Source organism: Streptomyces himastatinicus ATCC 53653, from assembly GCF_000158915.1.
Taxonomy (GTDB): Bacteria; Actinomycetota; Actinomycetes; order Streptomycetales; family Streptomycetaceae; genus Streptomyces; species Streptomyces himastatinicus.
Window position 1 is genome coordinate 7,403,923 of sequence record NZ_GG657754.1, and the last position, 16,807, is coordinate 7,420,729.

Consider the following 16,807-nt stretch of genomic DNA (forward strand, 5'->3'; position numbering starts at 1 on the left):
GCTTTCCGGCTAACCGCCGTCGCAGACGGCTTACGCGTCGCCGCCCGCGGGGCCGGGGTCGGCGGCGGCCACGTCCAGGAGCTGGTAGCGGTCGATGGCCTGCTTCAGGAGCGAGCGGTCGATCTTGCCCTCCTTCGCCAGCTCCGTCAGCACGCCCAGCACGATCGACTCGGCGTCGATGTGGAAGAACCGGCGCGCCGCGCCACGGGTGTCGGCGAAGCCGAAGCCGTCGGCGCCGAGCGACTGGTACGTGCCGGGCACCCAGCGGGCGATCTGGTCCGGGACCGCGCGCATCCAGTCGGAGACGGCGACCTTCGGGCCCTCCACATCGCTGAGCTTGCGCGTGACGTAGGGGACGCGCTGCTCCTCCTCCGGGTGGAGCAGGTTGTGCTCCTCGGTCTCCACCGCGTCGCGGCGCAGCTCGTTCCAGGAGGTGGCGGACCAGACGTCGGCACGGACGTCCCAGTCCTCGGCCAGCATCCGCTGGGCCTCCAGGGCCCACGGAACCGCGACGCCGGAGGCGAGGATCTGGGCCGGGTGGGTGCCGCTCTCGCCCTGCTTGAAGCGGTACAGACCCTTGAGGATGCCCTCGCTGTCGACGTTCTCGGGCTCGGCCGGGTGGCGGATCGGCTCGTTGTAGACGGTGAGGTAGTAGAAGACGTCCTCACTGTTCTCGCCGTACATCCGGCGCAGACCGTCCTGCACGATGTGGGCGATCTCGAAGCCGAACGCCGGGTCGTACGCGACGACCGCGGGGTTGGTCGAGGCCAGCAGCTGGGAGTGGCCGTCCGCGTGCTGGAGGCCCTCACCGGTCAGGGTCGTACGGCCGGCGGTCGCGCCCAGGACGAAGCCGCGCGCGAGCTGGTCGGCCATCTGCCAGAACTGGTCGCCCGTGCGCTGGAAGCCGAACATCGAGTAGAAGACGTAGATCGGGATCAGCGGCTCGCCGTGCGTGGCGTACGCCGAACCGGCCGCGATCAGCGAGGCCGTACAGCCCGCTTCGGAGATGCCGTCGTGCAGCATCTGCCCGGTCGGCGACTCCTTGTAGGCGAGCAGCAGCTCACGGTCGACGGACTCGTACTGCTGGCCCAGCGGGTTGTAGATCTTGGCCGACGGGAACAGCGAGTCCATGCCGAAGGTGCGGTACTCGTCGGGCGCGATCGGCACGAAGCGCTTGCCGATCTCCTTGTCCCGCATGAGGTCCTTCAGCAGCCGCACGAAGGCCATGGTGGTGGCGATCTGCTGCTGGCCGGAGCCCTTCTTGACCGCCGCGTACGCCTTCTCGCCGGGGAGCTGGAGCGGCTTCGCGCGCACGACACGGGTCGGCGCGTAGCCGCCCAGCGCCTTGCGGCGGTCGTGCATGTACTGGATCTCCTCGGACTCCGGGCCCGGGTGGTAGTACGGCGGGACGCCGGACTCCAGCTCCTTGTCCGGGATCGGCAGGTGCATCCGGTCGCGGAAGCCCTTGAGGTCGTCGACCGTCAGCTTCTTCATCTGGTGGGTCGCGTTGCGGCCCTCGAAGCTCGGGCCGAGCGTCCAACCCTTGACGGTCTGGGCGAGGATCACGGTCGGCTGGCCCTTGTGGGCCTTGGCCGCCGCGTACGCCGCGTAGATCTTCTTGTGGTCGTGACCGCCGCGGCCCAGGTGCAGGATCTGGTCGTCGGTCATGCCCTCGACCATCTTGCGCAGCCGCTGGTCGTCACCGAAGAAGTGGTCGCGGATGTACGAGCCGGTCTCGGTGGCGTACGTCTGGAACTGGCCGTCCGGCGTCGTGTTCAGCTTGTTGACCAGGATGCCGTCGCGGTCCTGGGCGAGCAGCGGGTCCCAGGTGCGGTCCCACACCAGCTTGATCACGTTCCAGCCGGCGCCGCGGAACTGCGACTCCAGCTCCTGGATGATCTTGCCGTTGCCGCGCACCGGACCGTCGAGCCGCTGGAGGTTGCAGTTGACGACGAAGGTCAGGTTGTCCAGGCCCTCGCGCGCGGCCAGGGAGAGCTGACCGAGCGACTCGGGCTCGTCCATCTCGCCGTCGCCCAGGAACGCCCAGACGTGGGAGTTGGAGGTGTCGGCGATGCCGCGCGCCTCCATGTAGCGGTTCATCCGGGCCTGGTAGATCGCGCCGAGCGGGCCGAGGCCCATCGAGACGGTCGGGAACTCCCAGAAGTCCGGCATCGACCGCGGGTGCGGATAGCTGGACAGCGCGTGACCGAGCTTGGACTTCTCCTGACGGAATCCGTCCAGGTGGTCCTCGGACAGCCGGTCGAGCAGGAAGGCGCGGGCGTAGATACCGGGGGAGGCGTGACCCTGGAAGAAGATCTGGTCGCCGCTGTCCTGGTCCTTGCCGCGGAAGAAGTGGTTGAAGCCCACGTCGTACAGCGAGGCGGACGAGGCGAAGGTGGCGATGTGGCCGCCGACGCCGATGCCCGGGCGCTGCGCACGGGAGACCATCACCGCCGCGTTCCAGCGGGTCGCGTTCAGGACCTTGCGCTCGATCTCCTCGTTGCCGGGGAAGAACGGCTCGTCCTTGGTGGCGATGGTGTTGACGTAGTCCGTGCTGCGCATCTCGGGCACGGCCACCCGCTTCTCGCGGGCGCGCTCGATCAGGCGGAGCATCAGGTAGCGGGCCCGTTCCCGGCCTCGCTCATCGACGGCTGCGTCGAGCGAGTCGAGCCATTCCTGGGTTTCTTCGGGATCGAAGTCCGGGACCTGGCTGGGAAGGCCGCCAATGATGATCGGGTTGCGATCTGATCCGGAAGCCACGCTATTCCTTCGCTTTTCGGTCGTGCTGTGCACGGACATGGATACGTGCTCTGCGGCTGTGGCGCCGCTCTCCATCGTGTACCTCGGGTGCGGGATACGTCACCTCTACCGAGTGGTAACCAGCACCTGGTGAGACGGGCGCTCACCGGTCCGGACGGTACCGGTCGGCGTGCGGTCGGCGTCGCGACGGCCAAATCGCAACCTTACGCCCACGTCCGGGGGCACCTGCGTACGGCCGTTCGGCTCCGGTCGGCGTAGGGTGTCGATACACACACGTAAGCTGGGCATAACGGAGCAATCCGGGCAGCCGTACGCCGTTCCGTGCCGTTCCTCCATGATGGGAGTTGGGGCGACACGTCAACGTTTGGGCGGGATCGCTGGCCGGGTACTTGCGCGATCCGCCCGGCCCGTGTGGACTACGCCCCAATGCTTCGCGTACGCGCGCGGGGCGCCGACAGACTCGAAGAGTGAACGAAAGATGACAGGAGGCAATCCGTGAGCGCGACCGCGGACCACGCGGAGGAGCGGACCAACCCTGCCGCGAGGCTGGGTTTCCAGCCCGAGCAGGTGGTCCAGGAGATCGGCTACGACGACGATGTCGACCAGGAGCTCCGCGAGGCCATCGAGGAGATCACCGGCCAGGAGCTCGTCGACGAGGAGTACGACGATGTGGCCGACGCCGTTGTGCTGTGGTTCCGGGAGGACGACGGCGATCTGACGGACGCGCTGGTGGACGCCATCCAGATGATCGACGACGGCGCACCGGTCTGGCTGCTGACGCCCAAGACCGGCCGTGACGGCTATGTCGAGCCGAGCGACATCAACGAGGCCGCGACCACCGCGGGCCTCTCCCAGACGAAGAGCTTCAACGCGGGCAAGGACTGGACCGGCAGCCGCCTGGTCACTCCGAAGGCCGCCCGTTCGGGCAAGCGCTGAGGCCGAAGGCCTCTCCACAACCGAGCCCCCTGCCGTTCCCTTTCGGTGGGGGGCTCGGCGCGTAGGGTGGTCCGTGATCAGTCGACATGTGATGTGAAGGGATGGCTCCCATGGCCATAGAGGTCGGTACGAAGGCTCCGGACTTCGAGCTGAAGAATCAGCACGGCGAGTCGGTCCGGCTCTCCGACTTCCGCGGCGAGAAGAACGTCGTGCTGCTCTTCTACCCGTTCGCCTTCACCGGCGTGTGCACCGGCGAGCTGTGCGCGCTCCGCGACGAGCTGCCCACGTTCGTCAATGACGATGTGCAGCTGCTCGCGGTCTCGAATGACTCGCCCTTCAGCCTGCGGGTCTTCGCCGAGCAGGAGGGCCTGGAGTACCCGCTGCTGTCGGACTTCTGGCCGCACGGCGAGGCCAGCCGCGCCTATGGCGTCTTCGACGAGGAGAAGGGCTGCGCGGTGCGCGGCACCTTCGTGATCGACAAGGAGGGCGTCGTCCGCTGGACGGTCGTCAACGGCCTCCCCGACGCCCGGGACCTGAACGACTACGCCAAGGCGCTCGAGAGCCTGTGACGGGCGGCCCGAATCAGGCAGGTACGACGCCTGTATCGGGCGGGAACCGCTCACTAGGATCGACGCGTTGATCCTGGTGTGAAACCTCATGGAGATAGGGGCACGCAGTGCTCCTGACGAACCTTATTGGGAGGACTCGTGGGAGTCAGCCTCAGCAAGGGCGGCAACGTCTCGCTGACCAAGGAAGCCCCTAACCTGACCGCGGTCGTCGTCGGTCTGGGCTGGGACGCCCGCACCACCACGGGCACCGACTTCGACCTCGACGCCAGTGCCCTGCTGACGAACGCCGAAGGCAAGGTCGGCAACGACCAGAACTTCGTGTTCTTCAACAACCTCAAGAGCCCCGACGGCTCCGTCGAGCACACCGGTGACAACATCACCGGTGAGGGCGAGGGCGACGACGAGCAGATCAAGGTGAACCTGGCCGGTGTCCCGGCCGATGTCGCCAAGATCGTCTTCCCGGTGTCGATCTACGACGCCGAGACCCGCCAGCAGAGCTTCGGCCAGGTGCGGAACGCGTTCATCCGCGTGGTGAACCAGGCCGACGGCAACGAGCTGGCCCGCTACGACCTCTCCGAGGACGCCTCCACCGAGACCGCCATGGTCTTCGGTGAGCTGTACCGGAACGGGGCGGAGTGGAAGTTCCGCGCCATCGGTCAGGGGTACGCCTCGGGGCTGCGTGGCATCGCGCAGGACTTCGGCGTCAACGTCTGAACCGGCCGTGGCGCCCGGCCGGGCCGTGAGTCTTCGGCCGGGCACGCCGCGGCCGCCACGTCCGGCGCCGCACCCCTGCACTCGACGGGCGGGAGTGCGGCGCCGGATGCGCGTCGCACCACGCACTACCCCCGGGGAGGGACTTGATCATGGGCGTCACGCTCGCCAAGGGAGGCAATGTCTCCCTTTCCAAGGCCGCGCCGAATCTCACCCAGGTGCTCATCGGCCTGGGCTGGGACGCGCGCTCCACCACCGGAGCACCGTTCGACCTCGACGCCAGCGCGCTGCTGTGCGAGTCCGGGCGGGTGCTCGGCGATGAGTACTTCATCTTCTACAACAACCTCAAGAGCCCCGAGGGCTCGGTGGAGCACACCGGCGACAACCTCACCGGGGAGGGCGACGGCGACGACGAGTCGCTGCTGATCGACCTCACCAAGGTCCCGGAGCGCGTGGACAAGATCGTCTTCCCGGTCTCGATCCATGACGCCGACGCCAGGCGCCAGACGTTCGGCCAGGTCAGCAACGCGTTCATCCGGGTGGTGAACCAGGCCGACGGCAATGAGCTGGCCCGCTACGACCTCTCCGAGGACGCCTCCGGCGAGACCGCGATGATCTTCGGCGAGGTCTACCGGTACAGCGGCGAATGGAAGTTCCGGGCCGTGGGGCAGGGGTACGCGTCAGGACTCCGGGGCATCGCTCTAGACTTCGGGGTCAACGTTTCGTAAAGCCGCGTACAAGGCGCGGGGGAGACCGTTCGAAGAAGGATTGGGTTGCCAGTGCTCCTCAAAACCTTTGGTTGGTCGTTCGCCGTCACGGCGGGCGGTCTGGCCTTGGCCGGCGTCCTCTGGGGGTGGAAGGGGCTCGCGATCGTCGGGATCCTCTCGATCCTGGAGATCTCGCTCTCATTCGACAACGCGGTCATCAACGCGGGCATCCTGCGGAAGATGAATGCCTTCTGGCAGAAGATCTTCCTGACCGTCGGCATTCTCATCGCCGTCTTCGGCATGCGTCTGGTCTTTCCGGTGGTCATCGTCGCGATCACGGCGAAGCTGGGCCCGATCGAGGCCGTGAACCTTGCGATCAACGACAAGGAAAAGTACGAACACCTGGTGACGGGCGCCCACCCGGCGATCGCCGCCTTCGGTGGGATGTTCCTGCTGATGATCTTCCTCGACTTCATCTTCGAGGAGCGCGACATCCGCTGGCTGGGCTGGCTGGAGAAGCCGCTGTCCAAGCTCGGCAAGCTGGACACCTTCTCGGCCGTCATCGCCCTGGCCGTGCTGCTGGTCACCGCCACCACCGTCGCCACCGACGTGGCGCACGGCGGCGGCGACAAGAGCGCGACCGTACTGCTGTCCGGGGTCGCCGGTCTCATGACGTACCTGATCGTCAACGGGATCTCCGGCTTCTTCGAGGACAAGCTCGAAGAGGACGAGGACGAGGAAGACGGGGAAGGCGGCGCAGACGGCGAGGACGAGGCCGACGAGAAGAAGCCCGCCGAGAACGGCGGTGGACGCGGCAGCAGCGGCGCCACGGTGGTCGGGCTGGCCGGCAAGGCCGCGTTCTTCATGTTCCTCTACCTCGAGGTCATCGACGCCTCGTTCTCCTTCGACGGCGTGATCGGCGCCTTCGCGATCACCAACGACATCTTCGAGATGGCGCTGGGTCTGGGCATCGGCGCGATGTACATCCGGTCCCTGACCGTCTACCTGGTCCGCCAGGGCACCCTGGACGACTACGTCTACCTGGAGCACGGCGCGCACTACGCCATCGGCGCGCTGGCCGTGATCCTGCTCGCCACCATCAAGTTCGAGATCAACGAGCTCATCACCGGCTCGGTGGGCATCGCCCTCATCGGCGCCTCGTACTGGTCCTCGGTGATCCGCAACCGCCGGGAGGGACACGGCGGCGGAGCCGGATCAGAGGAGAAAACGGAAGTGACGTCCGGAGTCTGAGCAGTCCGACCGCCGGGGTGTGACGCACCGGCGTTTGAGGAACGCTCTCAGCGGGGCGGCCGAGGTCTTCCGACCTCCCGGCCGCCCCGCCGTAGTTGAGCGGCTTTGAGGCAGTGGGAGCCACGAAGGGTGGGGTGCGCACGATGGCGTTCTGGAGCAACTGGGGGCGGTCCGCGTGGCGCGAGTTCGAAAGCGGCGACGCGACCGGCGCGGTCGAGCTGACCAAGCGGAACTCGACCATCTCGCTGACCAAACAGGGCGCCGCCAGCGGCAACCTGCGGATCAACCTGTCCTGGCAGATGCGCACCTCGGACTTCAACAGCAAGGGGCCCAGCCTGCTGCGGCACCCGCTCCAGATGTTCAAGCCGCAGGTGGTGCAGGCCCAGGGGCCCGCCATGGTCAACGTCGACCTGGACCTTGCCGTCATGTACGAGCTGAAGAGCGGCGCCAAGGGCGTGGTCCAGCCACTCGGCGACTTCTTCGGCAACCTCAACGAGGCGCCGTACGTGAAGCTCAGCGGGGATGACCGGTTCGGCTCCGGCATGGGCGAGACGATCTACATCAACCTGGACCACAAGGACGACATCAAGCGTCTGCTCGTCTTCGTCTACATCTACGACGGCACCCCCGCCTTCGACCGTACGCACGGCATGGTCACGCTCTTCCCCAGCAACGGACCGCGGGTGGAGATCGCGCTCGACGAGCGGGCCCCGCAGGCCCGCTCCTGCGCCGTGGTCATGCTGGAGAACGTCAAGGGCGAGATCGTCGTCCGCCGCGAGGTGAAGTACGTGTACGGCTTCCAGGCCGAGCTGGACCGGCTGTACGGGTGGGGCCTCCAGTGGGGCCGCGGCTACAAGTCGAAGGTGTAGCCGCTGCCGCCACCGGCTGTCGCGCTAGCGGTTCTGGAACTGCGGCCCCTGCGGCGGCAGGGTGAAGTTCTGGTCCGGGAACGGCATCGGGAGCGGCGGCGGGGGCGGCGGATCGGTGCGCTGCACCTGCTGCGGATAGCCGTACGCGGGCGGCTGCGGGTATCCGTAACTCGGCTGCTGCGGGTAGCCGTAGCCGGGCCCCTGTGCCGGGGGCTGGGCGGGCGGCTGCGGATAGGCCGGTGCCGGGGCGTGGGTGGCGTGCGGCGGCGCCTGTGGCGGTGCGGAGGGCTGCGGCGGCAGATAGTAGTCACCGTCGCCCGCGCCGGTCGGGGTGGCGCCCTGCCCGGCGGCGAGCGGCTGGGTCGCCCTGCGGGTCCCAGGGATCGGGCTGCGGCAGGAGCTGTGGCTGCGGCAGAGCGGCCGTCTCGGCCTGGGCTCGGGGTCGGGCGAGGCGGGCGGGGCGGCGGGCCCGGCGACGGCCGCGGAGAGCGGCTCCGGGGCGGCCTCCGGCTCCTCGGGGCCCTGTCCCCGGTCCCGGACCGCGTCCGCGCCCTCGCCGTCGTCCACCGAGATGCCGTACTCCGTGGCGAGCCCGACCAGCCCGGTCTCATAGCCCTGCCCCAGCGCGCGGAACTTCCAGCTGTCCCCCCGCCGGTACAGCTCGCCGCAGATCAGCGCGGCCTCCTTGCCGGTCTCCGGCAGCACCGCGAAGATCGCCAGCGGCTCCTCGGAGGCCGACGGCGACGCGTCGTACAGCAGCAGGCTCAGATCCCGGACCTGCCCGAAGGTGCCACCGTCGGCCGAGGCCGCGAGCACCACCCGGTTCACCTCCGACTCCAGCCCGGTCAGATCGGCCTCGATGGTGTCCGTCAGCCCCTCGGGCGCCCGTTTCTTGGGCAGGTGCCGGACCAGGCCGGAGGGGTGCCGTGGCTGGTTGTAGAAGACGAAGTCCTCGTCCGATCGCACGCGGTCGTCCCCACCCAGCAGCAGCGCCGAGGCGTCGACGTCCGGCACGTCCGTGCCGGGGGTCCAGCGCAGCACCGCGCGTATGGCCGTGGCGTCCAGCGGGATGTTCGATCCCTTCAGCATCGCGTGCGTCATGGCCGTAATCCTGCCCTCCCGCCCGGTGCCGGGACAACGCAGGGGGGCGAGGCAGTGCTGGTGAGATGCGGCAGGACGGGCATGCCGGATACCGGAGCGACGCACAGGAGTTACGTGATTTTCACGTCCTTGGGGAACTTTTGACCCGGGCCCGGACGTACGATAATCGGCCACTCGAGGGTCGTGTGGCCCGGGTGGGGATACCGGCAGTGCGGGGAGATACATGCGGCATTTTGGACATCTGCCGGACGAGGTACGGACGCGCCTCTTCCATCAGCAGCCCGTTGAATTCTCGGTCGACTCACCGGCCCGGACCCTCGCCGTCGCACTCGGCGCCACCCTCTACAGTCCCGCCACCCGGCCGGTGCTTGCCGAGGACATCGTCAAACAGGCAGGTCGGGGCGTTGTCTCCATGGTGCTGTGCCTGGAGGACTCGATCCACGACGCCGAGGTGGCGGGCGCTGAGGAGAACCTCGTGCGGCAGTTCGCCGCCCTCGCCCGGCGTGGAGTGGACACCGATCCGCCGCTGCTCTTCATCCGGGTCCGCACCCCCGAGCAGATCGTCGACCTCGTCCGGCGGCTCGGACCGGCCGTTCGGCTGCTGTCCGGATTCGTACTGCCCAAGTTCACCGAGGAGCGCGGCGTTCCGTTCCTTGAGGCGCTGATATCGGCCGAAAACCGCGAGGTGGCCGAGGTATTGGGCGGCCGGCGGCTCTACGCGATGCCGGTCCTGGAGTCGCCGGAGCTGATGCATCGTGAAACTCGCACCGACACCCTCGCCGGGATCGGCCGGATCGTCGACAAATACCGGGAGCGAGTGCTGGCACTGCGGCTCGGGGTCACCGACCTGTGCTCCGCGTACGGGCTGCGCCGGGCGCCCGACATGACCGCGTACGACGTCCAGCTCGTCGCCTCCGTCATCGGCGACGTGGTGAACATGCTGGGCCGGGCGGACGGCACCGGATTCACCGTCACCGGGCCGGTGTGGGAGTACTTCAAGCAGCACGAGCGCATGTTCAAGCCGCAGTTGCGGCTCAGCCCCTTCTCCGGGCGGGCCGAATCGCTGCGCACCGCGCTCATCGAGCACGACATGGACGGGCTGCTGCGCGAGATCGAACTGGACCGGGCCAACGGGCTCCAGGGCAAGACCTGCATCCACCCCACCCATGTCGCCCCGGTGCACGCCCTGTCCGTCGTCAGCCACGAGGAGTTCAGCGACGCGGTGGACATCCTCGAACCCGAGCGCGGCGGGGGCGGTGTGCTGCGCTCCGCGTACACCAACAAAATGAACGAGGTGAAACCGCACCGGGCCTGGGCCGAGCGGACCTTGCAGCGCGCCGAGGTCTTCGGCGTCGCCCGGGAGGACGTGAGCTTCGTGGAACTGCTGGCCGCCGGCCTGCGGACCGCGTGACGTGAGACGAATCGAGGCAGACAGCGTGGTGTGGTCGGGACAGTGGGTCGCGGACCGGCTCGGCGTACGGCTCGACGGCGACGGGCGGTTGCCCGGGCTGCTCGGGCTCGCGCTGCGGCGCAACCCCAAGCGGGCGCATCTGCTCGTGTCGAACGTGCTGGGCAAACACGTCCCCCAGCGCCCCGCCGCTGTCCACGGCGCGGGCGTGGCGCTCGGGCGGGAGGTGCGCGCCCTGCTGGGCGACGAGCCGGCGGCCCGCGCCGTCGTCCTCGGCTACGCCGAGACGGCCACCGGCCTCGGCCACAGCGTCGCGGACGGGCTGGCCCTCGCCCCGTATCTGCACTCGACCCGCCGCCCGGTCGCGGGCGTGCCCACGGTGGGCGGCTTCGAGGAGGAGCACAGCCACGCCACGTCCCATCTGCTGCTCCCGGAAGACCCCCGGCTGCTGGCCACGGACGGCCCGCTGGTCCTGGTGGACGACGAGTTCTCCACCGGCCGCACCGTCCTCAACACCATCGCCGCCCTGCGATAACGCTTCCCGCGCGACCACTATGTGGTGGTCGCCCTGGTCGACATGCGCTCCCCCGAGGACCGCGCCCGCCTGGACGCCTTCGCGTCCGACCTGGGCGCCCGCGTGGACCTCGTCTCCGCCGCGACCGGCACGGTCCACCTCCCGGACGACGTCCTGGAACGCGGCCGCGCCCTGGTGGCGGCCCACGACCCGGACTCGTCGGGGAAGGGGGCTTCCGCTTCGGGCCTCGCGGTGCCCGCGGCGGATGCCGGGACGGCCTCGCCGGGCCCTGCGGTGCCCGCGGCGCCCTCCGCGTCACCGACCATCCCGCCTACCCCGGCGGCGGCCGGGGGCGCGGGCTCGGGCCTTGTGGCTGTCGCGCCGGGCGCGGGCTCCGGACCGGCTGCCCGGGACGCCGGGCCGGCCGAGGCCGTACGGCCTTCGACCACACCCGCCGACGTGACCGGCGAGCGCCCCGGCACCGCTCCCGTGGGCGCCCCGGAGGCCGTCCGGGTCGAGCTGGGCTGGCCCGAGGGGCTGCCGGACGGCGGCCGCCACGGCTTCACCCCCGCCCACCGCGCCCGCTTGGAGGCCGCGCTCCCGGCCATGGCGGCGCGCCTGGCGCAGGCGCTGACCGCCGATCCCGGCTCCGGGCCGGAACCCGCACCGGCCGAGGCCCTGACCGCCGCCGATGCCCCGGGGCCGCCGGACCGGGCGGGAGCGGCCCAGGCGCTGCCGCGCGGCGGGGCGCCCGGGTGGCACGATGGCGCCCCGGCCGGGGCGGGCGTGGCCGAGGCACGGCCGGGCTCACCTGCCCCAGCCGTGCCGCCTGCCGACGGGCTGGCGCCCACCGGGTCGGCGCCCGAACCGGACGGGGCGGTCGGCGCCGCCGGTGTCCCCGGGCTGCCGGACCGAACACCCCTCGCCGCCGGGCCGCGCAGCGTCCTCGTGCTCGGCTTCGAGGAGCTTATGTACGCCCCGCTGCGGCTCGCCGGGGCGCTGGACGACGTACTCGGCGGGGCCGAGGTGCGGTATTCGACCACCACGCGGTCGCCCGTGCTCGCCGTGGACGACCCCGGGTACGCGATCCGTACCGCGCTCACCTTCCCCGCCCATGACGCCCCCGCCGACGGGCCCGGTCCGCGCTACGCCTACAACGTGGCGCCCGGCACCGACCCCGCGCGCCGCTTCGACGCGGTCGTCGCCGTCGTGGACTCGGCCGCCGACACCCCCGCCCTGCACGCCCCCGACGGGCTGCTCGCGCGGCTGGCCCCGCACACCGACCGGTTGCTGCTGGCCGTCGTCCCCTCGTACGTACCAACTCCCCCCACAGTCACCGCTCCCGTCCCCGAACGACAGGCCCCCTCCATGCACCAACCGCCGCCCGAGCCGCTGCGCGGTCCCGCATTCTCGTCCTACGCCCCCGACGACGTCGGCTGGCTGCTCCAGGACTTCTCCCACGTCACCCTCGAGGCCCCCACCGAGGAGCGCGAGGAGGCGATCCAGAGCGGCGGGGCGCACTACGCCGAGTCGCTGCCCGTCGAGTACCAGCCCAGCGAGGCGTACCAGGAGCTGTTCCGGGCCGCGCTCGACACCTCCGCCGCCCGTATCGCCCGCGCGGTCGGCGCCGTCACCGAGACCGTGCTCGCCGAGCGCTCCCCGCGCCCGGTCCTGGTCTCGCTCGCCCGGGCCGGTACCCCCGTCGGTGTGCTGATGCGCCGCTGGGCGCGCCACGCCCACGGGCTGGACCTGCCGCACTACGCGGTCTCCATCGTGCGCGGCCGCGGCATCGACACCGCCGCGCTGCGCTGGCTGGCCGACCACCACGACCCGGCCGATGTCGTCTTCGTCGACGGCTGGACGGGCAAGGGCGCGATCACCCGCGAGCTGTCGGACGCCCTCGCCCCGTACCCGGACTTCGACCCGCGGATCGCCGTCCTCGCCGACCCGGGCCGCTGCGTGGACACCTACGGCACCCGCGACGACTTCCTCGTCCCCTCCGCATGCCTCAACTCGACCGTCTCCGGGCTGATATCGCGCACCGTGCTCCGCTCCGACCTCGTCGGACCGGACGACTTCCACGGCGCGAAGTTCTACCGCGAGCTGGCCGGTGCCGACCTCTCCGGCGCCTTCGTCGACGCCATCACGGCCCGCTTCGAGGAGGTCGCCGACGACGTGGCGGCGGGCGTGAAGGAGCTGGCCGCCGCCGACCGCACCCCGACCTGGGAGGGGTGGCGGGCCGTCGAGCGGATCAGCGAGGAGTACGGCATCCACGACGTCAACCTGGTCAAGCCGGGTGTCGGCGAGACGACGCGCGTGCTGCTGCGCCGCGTCCCCTGGAAGATCCTCGCCAAGCGGGGCGCGGGCGCGGACCTGGACCACGTACGGCTGCTCGCCGAGCAGCGCGGGGTGCCGGTCGAGGAGACGGACGGCCTGCCGTACACCTGCGTGGGGCTGATCCACCCGCGCTACACACGCGGCGCCACGGGCGCGGACGGCAAGGCGGTGGCGGCGAGATGAACGCAATGACGACCTACCCGGCGGAGGCGGCCCGATGACCGTTCTGGTGGCAAGCGATCTCGACCGCACGCTGATCTACTCGGCGGCGGCGCTCGGACTCGACATGCCCGACGCCGAGGCGCCCCGGCTGCTGTGCGTCGAGGTGTACCAGGGCAAGCCCCTGTCGTACCTGACGGAGGCCGCGGCCGGGCTGGTCGCGGAGCTGGGCCGTACCGCCGTCTTCGTACCGACGACCACCCGCACCCCCGAGCAGTACCGGCGGGTCCATCTCCCCGGCCCGCCCCCGCGCTTCGCGATCTGCGCGAACGGCGGCCATCTGCTGGTCGACGGCGAGTCCGACCCCGAGTGGCACGCGGCCGTGCGCGGCGCCCTGGCCGACTCCTGCGCCCCGCTGGAGGAGGTCCGCGCCCATCTCACCGCCACCGCCGACCCGGCCTGGCTGCTCAAGGAGCGGGTCGCGGAGGACCTGTTCGCGTACCTCGTCGTGGAGCGGAAGCTGCTGCCCGACGAGTACGTCAAGGAGCTGACGGTGTGGGCGGAGCCGCGCGGCTGGACGGTCTCGCTCCAGGGCCGCAAGATCTACGCCGTTCCGAAGCCGCTCACCAAGAGCGCGGCCGTCGCCGAGGTCAAGCGCCGCGCCGGCGCGGACGAGGTGCTCACCGCGGGCGACTCCTTCCTCGACGCCGACCTGCTGGAGGCCGCCGACCACGCCTGGCGCCCCGGCCACGGCGAACTCGCCACGGCGGGCTGGACGGCCCCGCACGTCACGGCGGTCGAGGAGCAGGGCGTCGCGGCGGGCGAGGCGATCGCCCGCGCCCTGTCCGAACACGCCTCCCTGCACTGGGCGAAGGCCCGCCGCGAGGTCATCCGCGCCGTTTCCCGCGGCCGGGACTGAGCAGCGCCGCGAGCCGGGTGACGGCGAAGCCGAGCGCCGCCAGTACGGCGGCGCCCAGCACGGCCTTGGAGTACGCCGAGACGTAGTCCGTCACCCGGTGCCAGTGGTCGCCGAGCGCGTAACCGGCCAGCACGAAGGCCGCGTTCCAGATCAGGCTGCCGAGAGTGGTGAGGGCGAGGAAGACCGGGACCGGCATCCGTTCGACGCCGGCCGGTACCGAGATCATGCTGCGGAAGATCGGGATCATGCGGCCGAAGAAGACCGCCTTGGTGCCGTGCCGCTGGAACCACCGCTCGGTCCGGTCGATGTCGGCGGCCCTGACCAGCGGCAGCCGCGTGGCGATCGCGCGGGTCCGGTCCCGGCCGAGCAGAGCGCCCACCCCGTACAGGGCGAGCGCGCCGACGACCGAACCGGCCGTGGTCCACAGCAGCGCGGCGTACAGGTTCATCCGCCCCTGACCCGCCGCGAACCCGGCGAGCGGCAGGATCACCTCGCTGGGCAGCGGCGGGAACAGGTTCTCCAGTGCGATGGCGGCGCCCGCGCCCGGCGCCCCGAGGGCGTCCATGAGGCCGGTGGCCCAGTCCGTGATGCGATCGGTCATGCCACGGAACGCTAGAAACGGGCCCGCCCGCCGGACCATGAGGCCGACCGCCCGGTCGTACGGGTCCCCACCGCACCCGCACCCTGCGGAAAACCTCAGTGTGCGGGGGCGTGGCGGCGGCTAGCGTTGCGGTCCATGGGGACGTCGGCGGGGAACTGGTCACGGCACGGGCTGCGGCTGGTGGCCGGGCTGCTGATCGGCGCGGTCACCGCCGTCGCCGAGCTGCTCTACACCGTGGCCGCCGGGCTGACCCTGCTGAGCGTGACCACCCGGCCCCGCGCCCGCGCCCGTGTCCTGCGCCCCCTGACGGCGGGCGCCCGATGGCTCACCGAGGCGGAACGCCGCAGGCTGGCCCGCTTCCTCGACGCCCGGATCACCTCCGAGTACGGCGGCGAGCAGGCGCTGCGCTACCTCGCCACGCGCTGGGCGCTCGGCCTGCTCGGCGGGGTGGTGCCCGCGCTGGCCGCGATCGGCGCTGGTTTCGGCTCGCTGCTGCTGTGGGGCGTACCGGTGCTCGGCGGCGACCACTGGTTCGACCTGATCATGACCGGGTTCGGCGGCGTGGTCCTGTTCATCCTCGCGGCGCAGGGCGTCGTGGCGGTCGCGGCCTGGGAGGCGCGGCTCGCCCGCCACTTGCTCGGCCCCAGCCCGCGGGACGCCCTCCACCACCGGATCGAGGAGCTGGCCGCCAGCCGCGCCGGGGTCGTGGACGCCGTGGACGAGGAGCGGCGGCGCATCGAACGCGATCTGCACGACGGGGTGCAGCAGCGGCTCGTCGCGCTCGGCATGCTGCTGGGCCGGGCGCGCCGCAGCCGGGACGCGGAGCGGGCGCACGCCCTGCTCGTCCAGGCCCACGAGGAGAGCCGCCAGGCCCTCAGCGACCTGCGCGAGGTGGCGTGGCGCGCCTATCCGGCCGCGCTGGACGAGGCCGGGCTGCGGGTGGCGCTGGAGGGGGTCGCCGAGCGGTCGGCGATCCCGGTCCGGCTGGAGTACGGGCTGGCGGCGGAGCCGGGTACGAGGGTCCGTACGGTCGCGTACTTCGTCGTCTCCGAGGCCGTGACGAACGCGGTCAAGCACTCGGGCGCGTCCCGTATCGAGGTGGCGCTGACGGATACAGCTGCGGGCGTTCTCCTCGTACGGATCACCGACGACGGCACCGGAGGCGCCGACCCGGCGGGCGGTGGTCTGCTCGGGCTGGCGCGCCGGGCCGCCGCGCTCGACGGCCGGCTCCGGGTGGTCAGCCCGCCCGGCGGCCCCACCACCATCACCGCGGAGCTGCCATGCCTGCCCCCTTGCGCCTGATCCTCGCCGACGACTCGACCCTGCTGCGCGAGGGCCTGGTGCGGCTGCTCGCCGACGAGGGCCACGAGGTGGTGACCGCCGTCGGCGACGGCACCGCGCTGCTCGAGGCCGTGGACCGGAACCCGGATGTGGACGCCGCCGTCGTGGACGTCCGCATGCCGCCCACCCACACCGACGAGGGGCTGCGGGCGGCCCTGGAGATCCGGCGGCGCCACCCGGCGGTCGGCGTGCTCGTCCTGTCGCAGTACGTCGAGAAGCGGTACGCGACCGAGCTGCTGAGCGGGCCGGGTGAGGGCGTCGGCTACCTCCTCAAGGACCGCGTCGTCCAGGTCGACGAGTTCCTCGACGCCCTGGAGCGGGTCGCCGCGGGCCGTGCCGCGTTCGACCCCGAGGTGGTCCGCCGCCTGCTCTCCCGCAGCACCCACACCGACCCGCTGGCCCGGCTCACCCCGCGCGAGCGCGACGTCCTCGACGCGATGGCCCAGGGCCACGCCAACGCCACGATCGCCGAGCGGCTGCACGTATCGCGCAGCGCCGTCGAGAAGCACATCAACGCGATCTTCGACAAGCTCGAACTCCCGGGAAGCTCGGGATACTCTCGCCGCGTTCTGGCGGTACTGCGCTACCTGGGAACCTAGGCAGAAGTCCGGCAAGAGAGGGAGG

Annotated in this window: 15 protein-coding genes; 12 read left to right on the plus strand and 3 right to left on the minus strand. The window is 71.0% G+C overall.

Annotation, left to right across the window (positions count from 1 at the left end; translation table 11 throughout):
• Positions 1-30 precede the first annotated feature (30 nt).
• Positions 31-2,760, minus strand: a complete 2,730-nt coding sequence (aceE, locus tag SSOG_RS31280) for a pyruvate dehydrogenase (acetyl-transferring), homodimeric type (protein WP_009718269.1) — start codon at positions 2,758-2,760, stop codon at positions 31-33.
• A 495-nt stretch (positions 2,761-3,255) separates the two neighbouring features.
• On the opposite strand from aceE, the gene SSOG_RS31285 reads away from it, so the two are divergent.
• The 6 genes from SSOG_RS31285 (at position 3,256) to SSOG_RS31310 (ending at position 7,803) form a co-directional block, all read left to right on the plus strand.
• Positions 3,256-3,696 (plus strand): DUF3052 domain-containing protein, encoded by a 441-nt coding sequence (locus SSOG_RS31285; protein WP_009718270.1) that lies wholly within the window; start codon positions 3,256-3,258, stop codon positions 3,694-3,696.
• Positions 3,697-3,806: 110 nt separating this feature from the next.
• The gene (locus SSOG_RS31290; protein WP_009718271.1) at positions 3,807-4,265 is read left to right on the plus strand and encodes a peroxiredoxin; all 459 of its coding nucleotides are present in this window, start codon (positions 3,807-3,809) and stop codon (positions 4,263-4,265) included.
• A gap of 138 nt (positions 4,266-4,403) precedes the next feature.
• On the plus strand, positions 4,404-4,979 hold the full coding sequence (locus SSOG_RS31295; RefSeq protein ID WP_009718272.1) for a TerD family protein: 576 nt from the start codon (positions 4,404-4,406) through the stop codon (positions 4,977-4,979).
• Positions 4,980-5,128: 149 nt separating this feature from the next.
• Entirely contained in the window at positions 5,129-5,704 is a 576-nt protein-coding gene (locus SSOG_RS31300) for a TerD family protein (protein ID WP_009718273.1), read from the plus strand.
• Between the two features lie 51 nt (positions 5,705-5,755).
• On the plus strand, positions 5,756-6,934 hold the full coding sequence (locus SSOG_RS31305; RefSeq protein WP_009718274.1) for a DUF475 domain-containing protein: 1,179 nt from the start codon (positions 5,756-5,758) through the stop codon (positions 6,932-6,934).
• 143 nt (positions 6,935-7,077) lie between these two features.
• The gene (locus SSOG_RS31310; RefSeq protein ID WP_039942022.1) at positions 7,078-7,803 is read left to right on the plus strand and encodes a TerD family protein; all 726 of its coding nucleotides are present in this window, start codon (positions 7,078-7,080) and stop codon (positions 7,801-7,803) included.
• Positions 7,804-7,827: 24 nt separating this feature from the next.
• On the opposite strand, the gene SSOG_RS31315 is transcribed toward SSOG_RS31310, so the two are convergent.
• Complete coding sequence (locus SSOG_RS31315; RefSeq protein WP_009718276.1) at positions 7,828-8,904, minus strand: TerD family protein; 1,077 nt, start codon at positions 8,902-8,904, stop codon at positions 7,828-7,830.
• Positions 8,905-9,127: 223 nt separating this feature from the next.
• Here SSOG_RS31315 and SSOG_RS31320 point away from each other — a divergent pair, with 223 nt between their 5' ends.
• From SSOG_RS31320 to SSOG_RS31330, 4 genes are read left to right on the plus strand one after another with little or no spacing between them, the layout of a single operon-like run.
• Positions 9,128-10,315, plus strand: coding sequence for an HpcH/HpaI aldolase/citrate lyase family protein (locus SSOG_RS31320; protein ID WP_009718277.1), 1,188 nt, complete (start codon positions 9,128-9,130; stop codon positions 10,313-10,315).
• 1 nt (position 10,316) lies between these two features.
• Positions 10,317-10,847, plus strand: a complete 531-nt coding sequence (locus SSOG_RS47725) for a phosphoribosyltransferase domain-containing protein (RefSeq protein ID WP_245606417.1) — start codon at positions 10,317-10,319, stop codon at positions 10,845-10,847.
• A 24-nt stretch (positions 10,848-10,871) separates the two neighbouring features.
• Complete coding sequence (locus SSOG_RS47730; RefSeq protein ID WP_281048134.1) at positions 10,872-13,346, plus strand: cysteine protease StiP domain-containing protein; 2,475 nt, start codon at positions 10,872-10,874, stop codon at positions 13,344-13,346.
• 34 nt (positions 13,347-13,380) lie between these two features.
• Positions 13,381-14,241 (plus strand): hypothetical protein, encoded by an 861-nt coding sequence (locus SSOG_RS31330; protein ID WP_009718279.1) that lies wholly within the window; start codon positions 13,381-13,383, stop codon positions 14,239-14,241.
• Here SSOG_RS31330 and SSOG_RS31335 read toward each other — a convergent pair.
• Entirely contained in the window at positions 14,210-14,842 is a 633-nt protein-coding gene (locus SSOG_RS31335; RefSeq protein ID WP_039939134.1) for a DedA family protein, read from the minus strand. The genes SSOG_RS31330 and SSOG_RS31335 overlap by 32 nt on opposite strands.
• A 135-nt stretch (positions 14,843-14,977) precedes the next feature.
• On the opposite strand from SSOG_RS31335, the gene SSOG_RS31340 reads away from it, so the two are divergent.
• Together SSOG_RS31340 and SSOG_RS31345 are read left to right on the plus strand one after the other, a co-directional pair.
• The gene (locus SSOG_RS31340) at positions 14,978-16,144 is read left to right on the plus strand and encodes a sensor histidine kinase (protein WP_009718281.1); all 1,167 of its coding nucleotides are present in this window, start codon (positions 14,978-14,980) and stop codon (positions 16,142-16,144) included.
• On the plus strand, positions 16,123-16,782 hold the full coding sequence (locus tag SSOG_RS31345) for a response regulator (RefSeq protein WP_425385439.1): 660 nt from the start codon (positions 16,123-16,125) through the stop codon (positions 16,780-16,782). The genes SSOG_RS31340 and SSOG_RS31345 overlap by 22 nt, the downstream gene beginning before the upstream one ends.
• Positions 16,783-16,807: the final 25 nt, after the last annotated feature.

Bases quoted from the DNA above. Each gene is read 5' to 3' on its own strand.
- SSOG_RS31340 (WP_009718281.1), top strand. From the start codon at position 14,978: ATGGGGACGTCGGCGGGGAACTGGTCACGGCACGGGCTGCGGCTGGTG.
- SSOG_RS31315 (WP_009718276.1), bottom strand. From the start codon at position 8,904: ATGACGCACGCGATGCTGAAGGGATCGAACATCCCGCTGGACGCCACG.
- SSOG_RS31290 (WP_009718271.1), top strand. From the start codon at position 3,807: ATGGCCATAGAGGTCGGTACGAAGGCTCCGGACTTCGAGCTGAAGAAT.
- SSOG_RS31330 (WP_009718279.1), top strand. From the start codon at position 13,381: ATGACCGTTCTGGTGGCAAGCGATCTCGACCGCACGCTGATCTACTCG.
- SSOG_RS31320 (WP_009718277.1), top strand. From the start codon at position 9,128: ATGCGGCATTTTGGACATCTGCCGGACGAGGTACGGACGCGCCTCTTC.
- SSOG_RS31300 (WP_009718273.1), top strand. From the start codon at position 5,129: ATGGGCGTCACGCTCGCCAAGGGAGGCAATGTCTCCCTTTCCAAGGCC.
- SSOG_RS31335 (WP_039939134.1), bottom strand. From the start codon at position 14,842: ATGACCGATCGCATCACGGACTGGGCCACCGGCCTCATGGACGCCCTC.
- SSOG_RS31310 (WP_039942022.1), top strand. From the start codon at position 7,078: ATGGCGTTCTGGAGCAACTGGGGGCGGTCCGCGTGGCGCGAGTTCGAA.
- SSOG_RS31345 (WP_425385439.1), top strand. From the start codon at position 16,123: ATGCCTGCCCCCTTGCGCCTGATCCTCGCCGACGACTCGACCCTGCTG.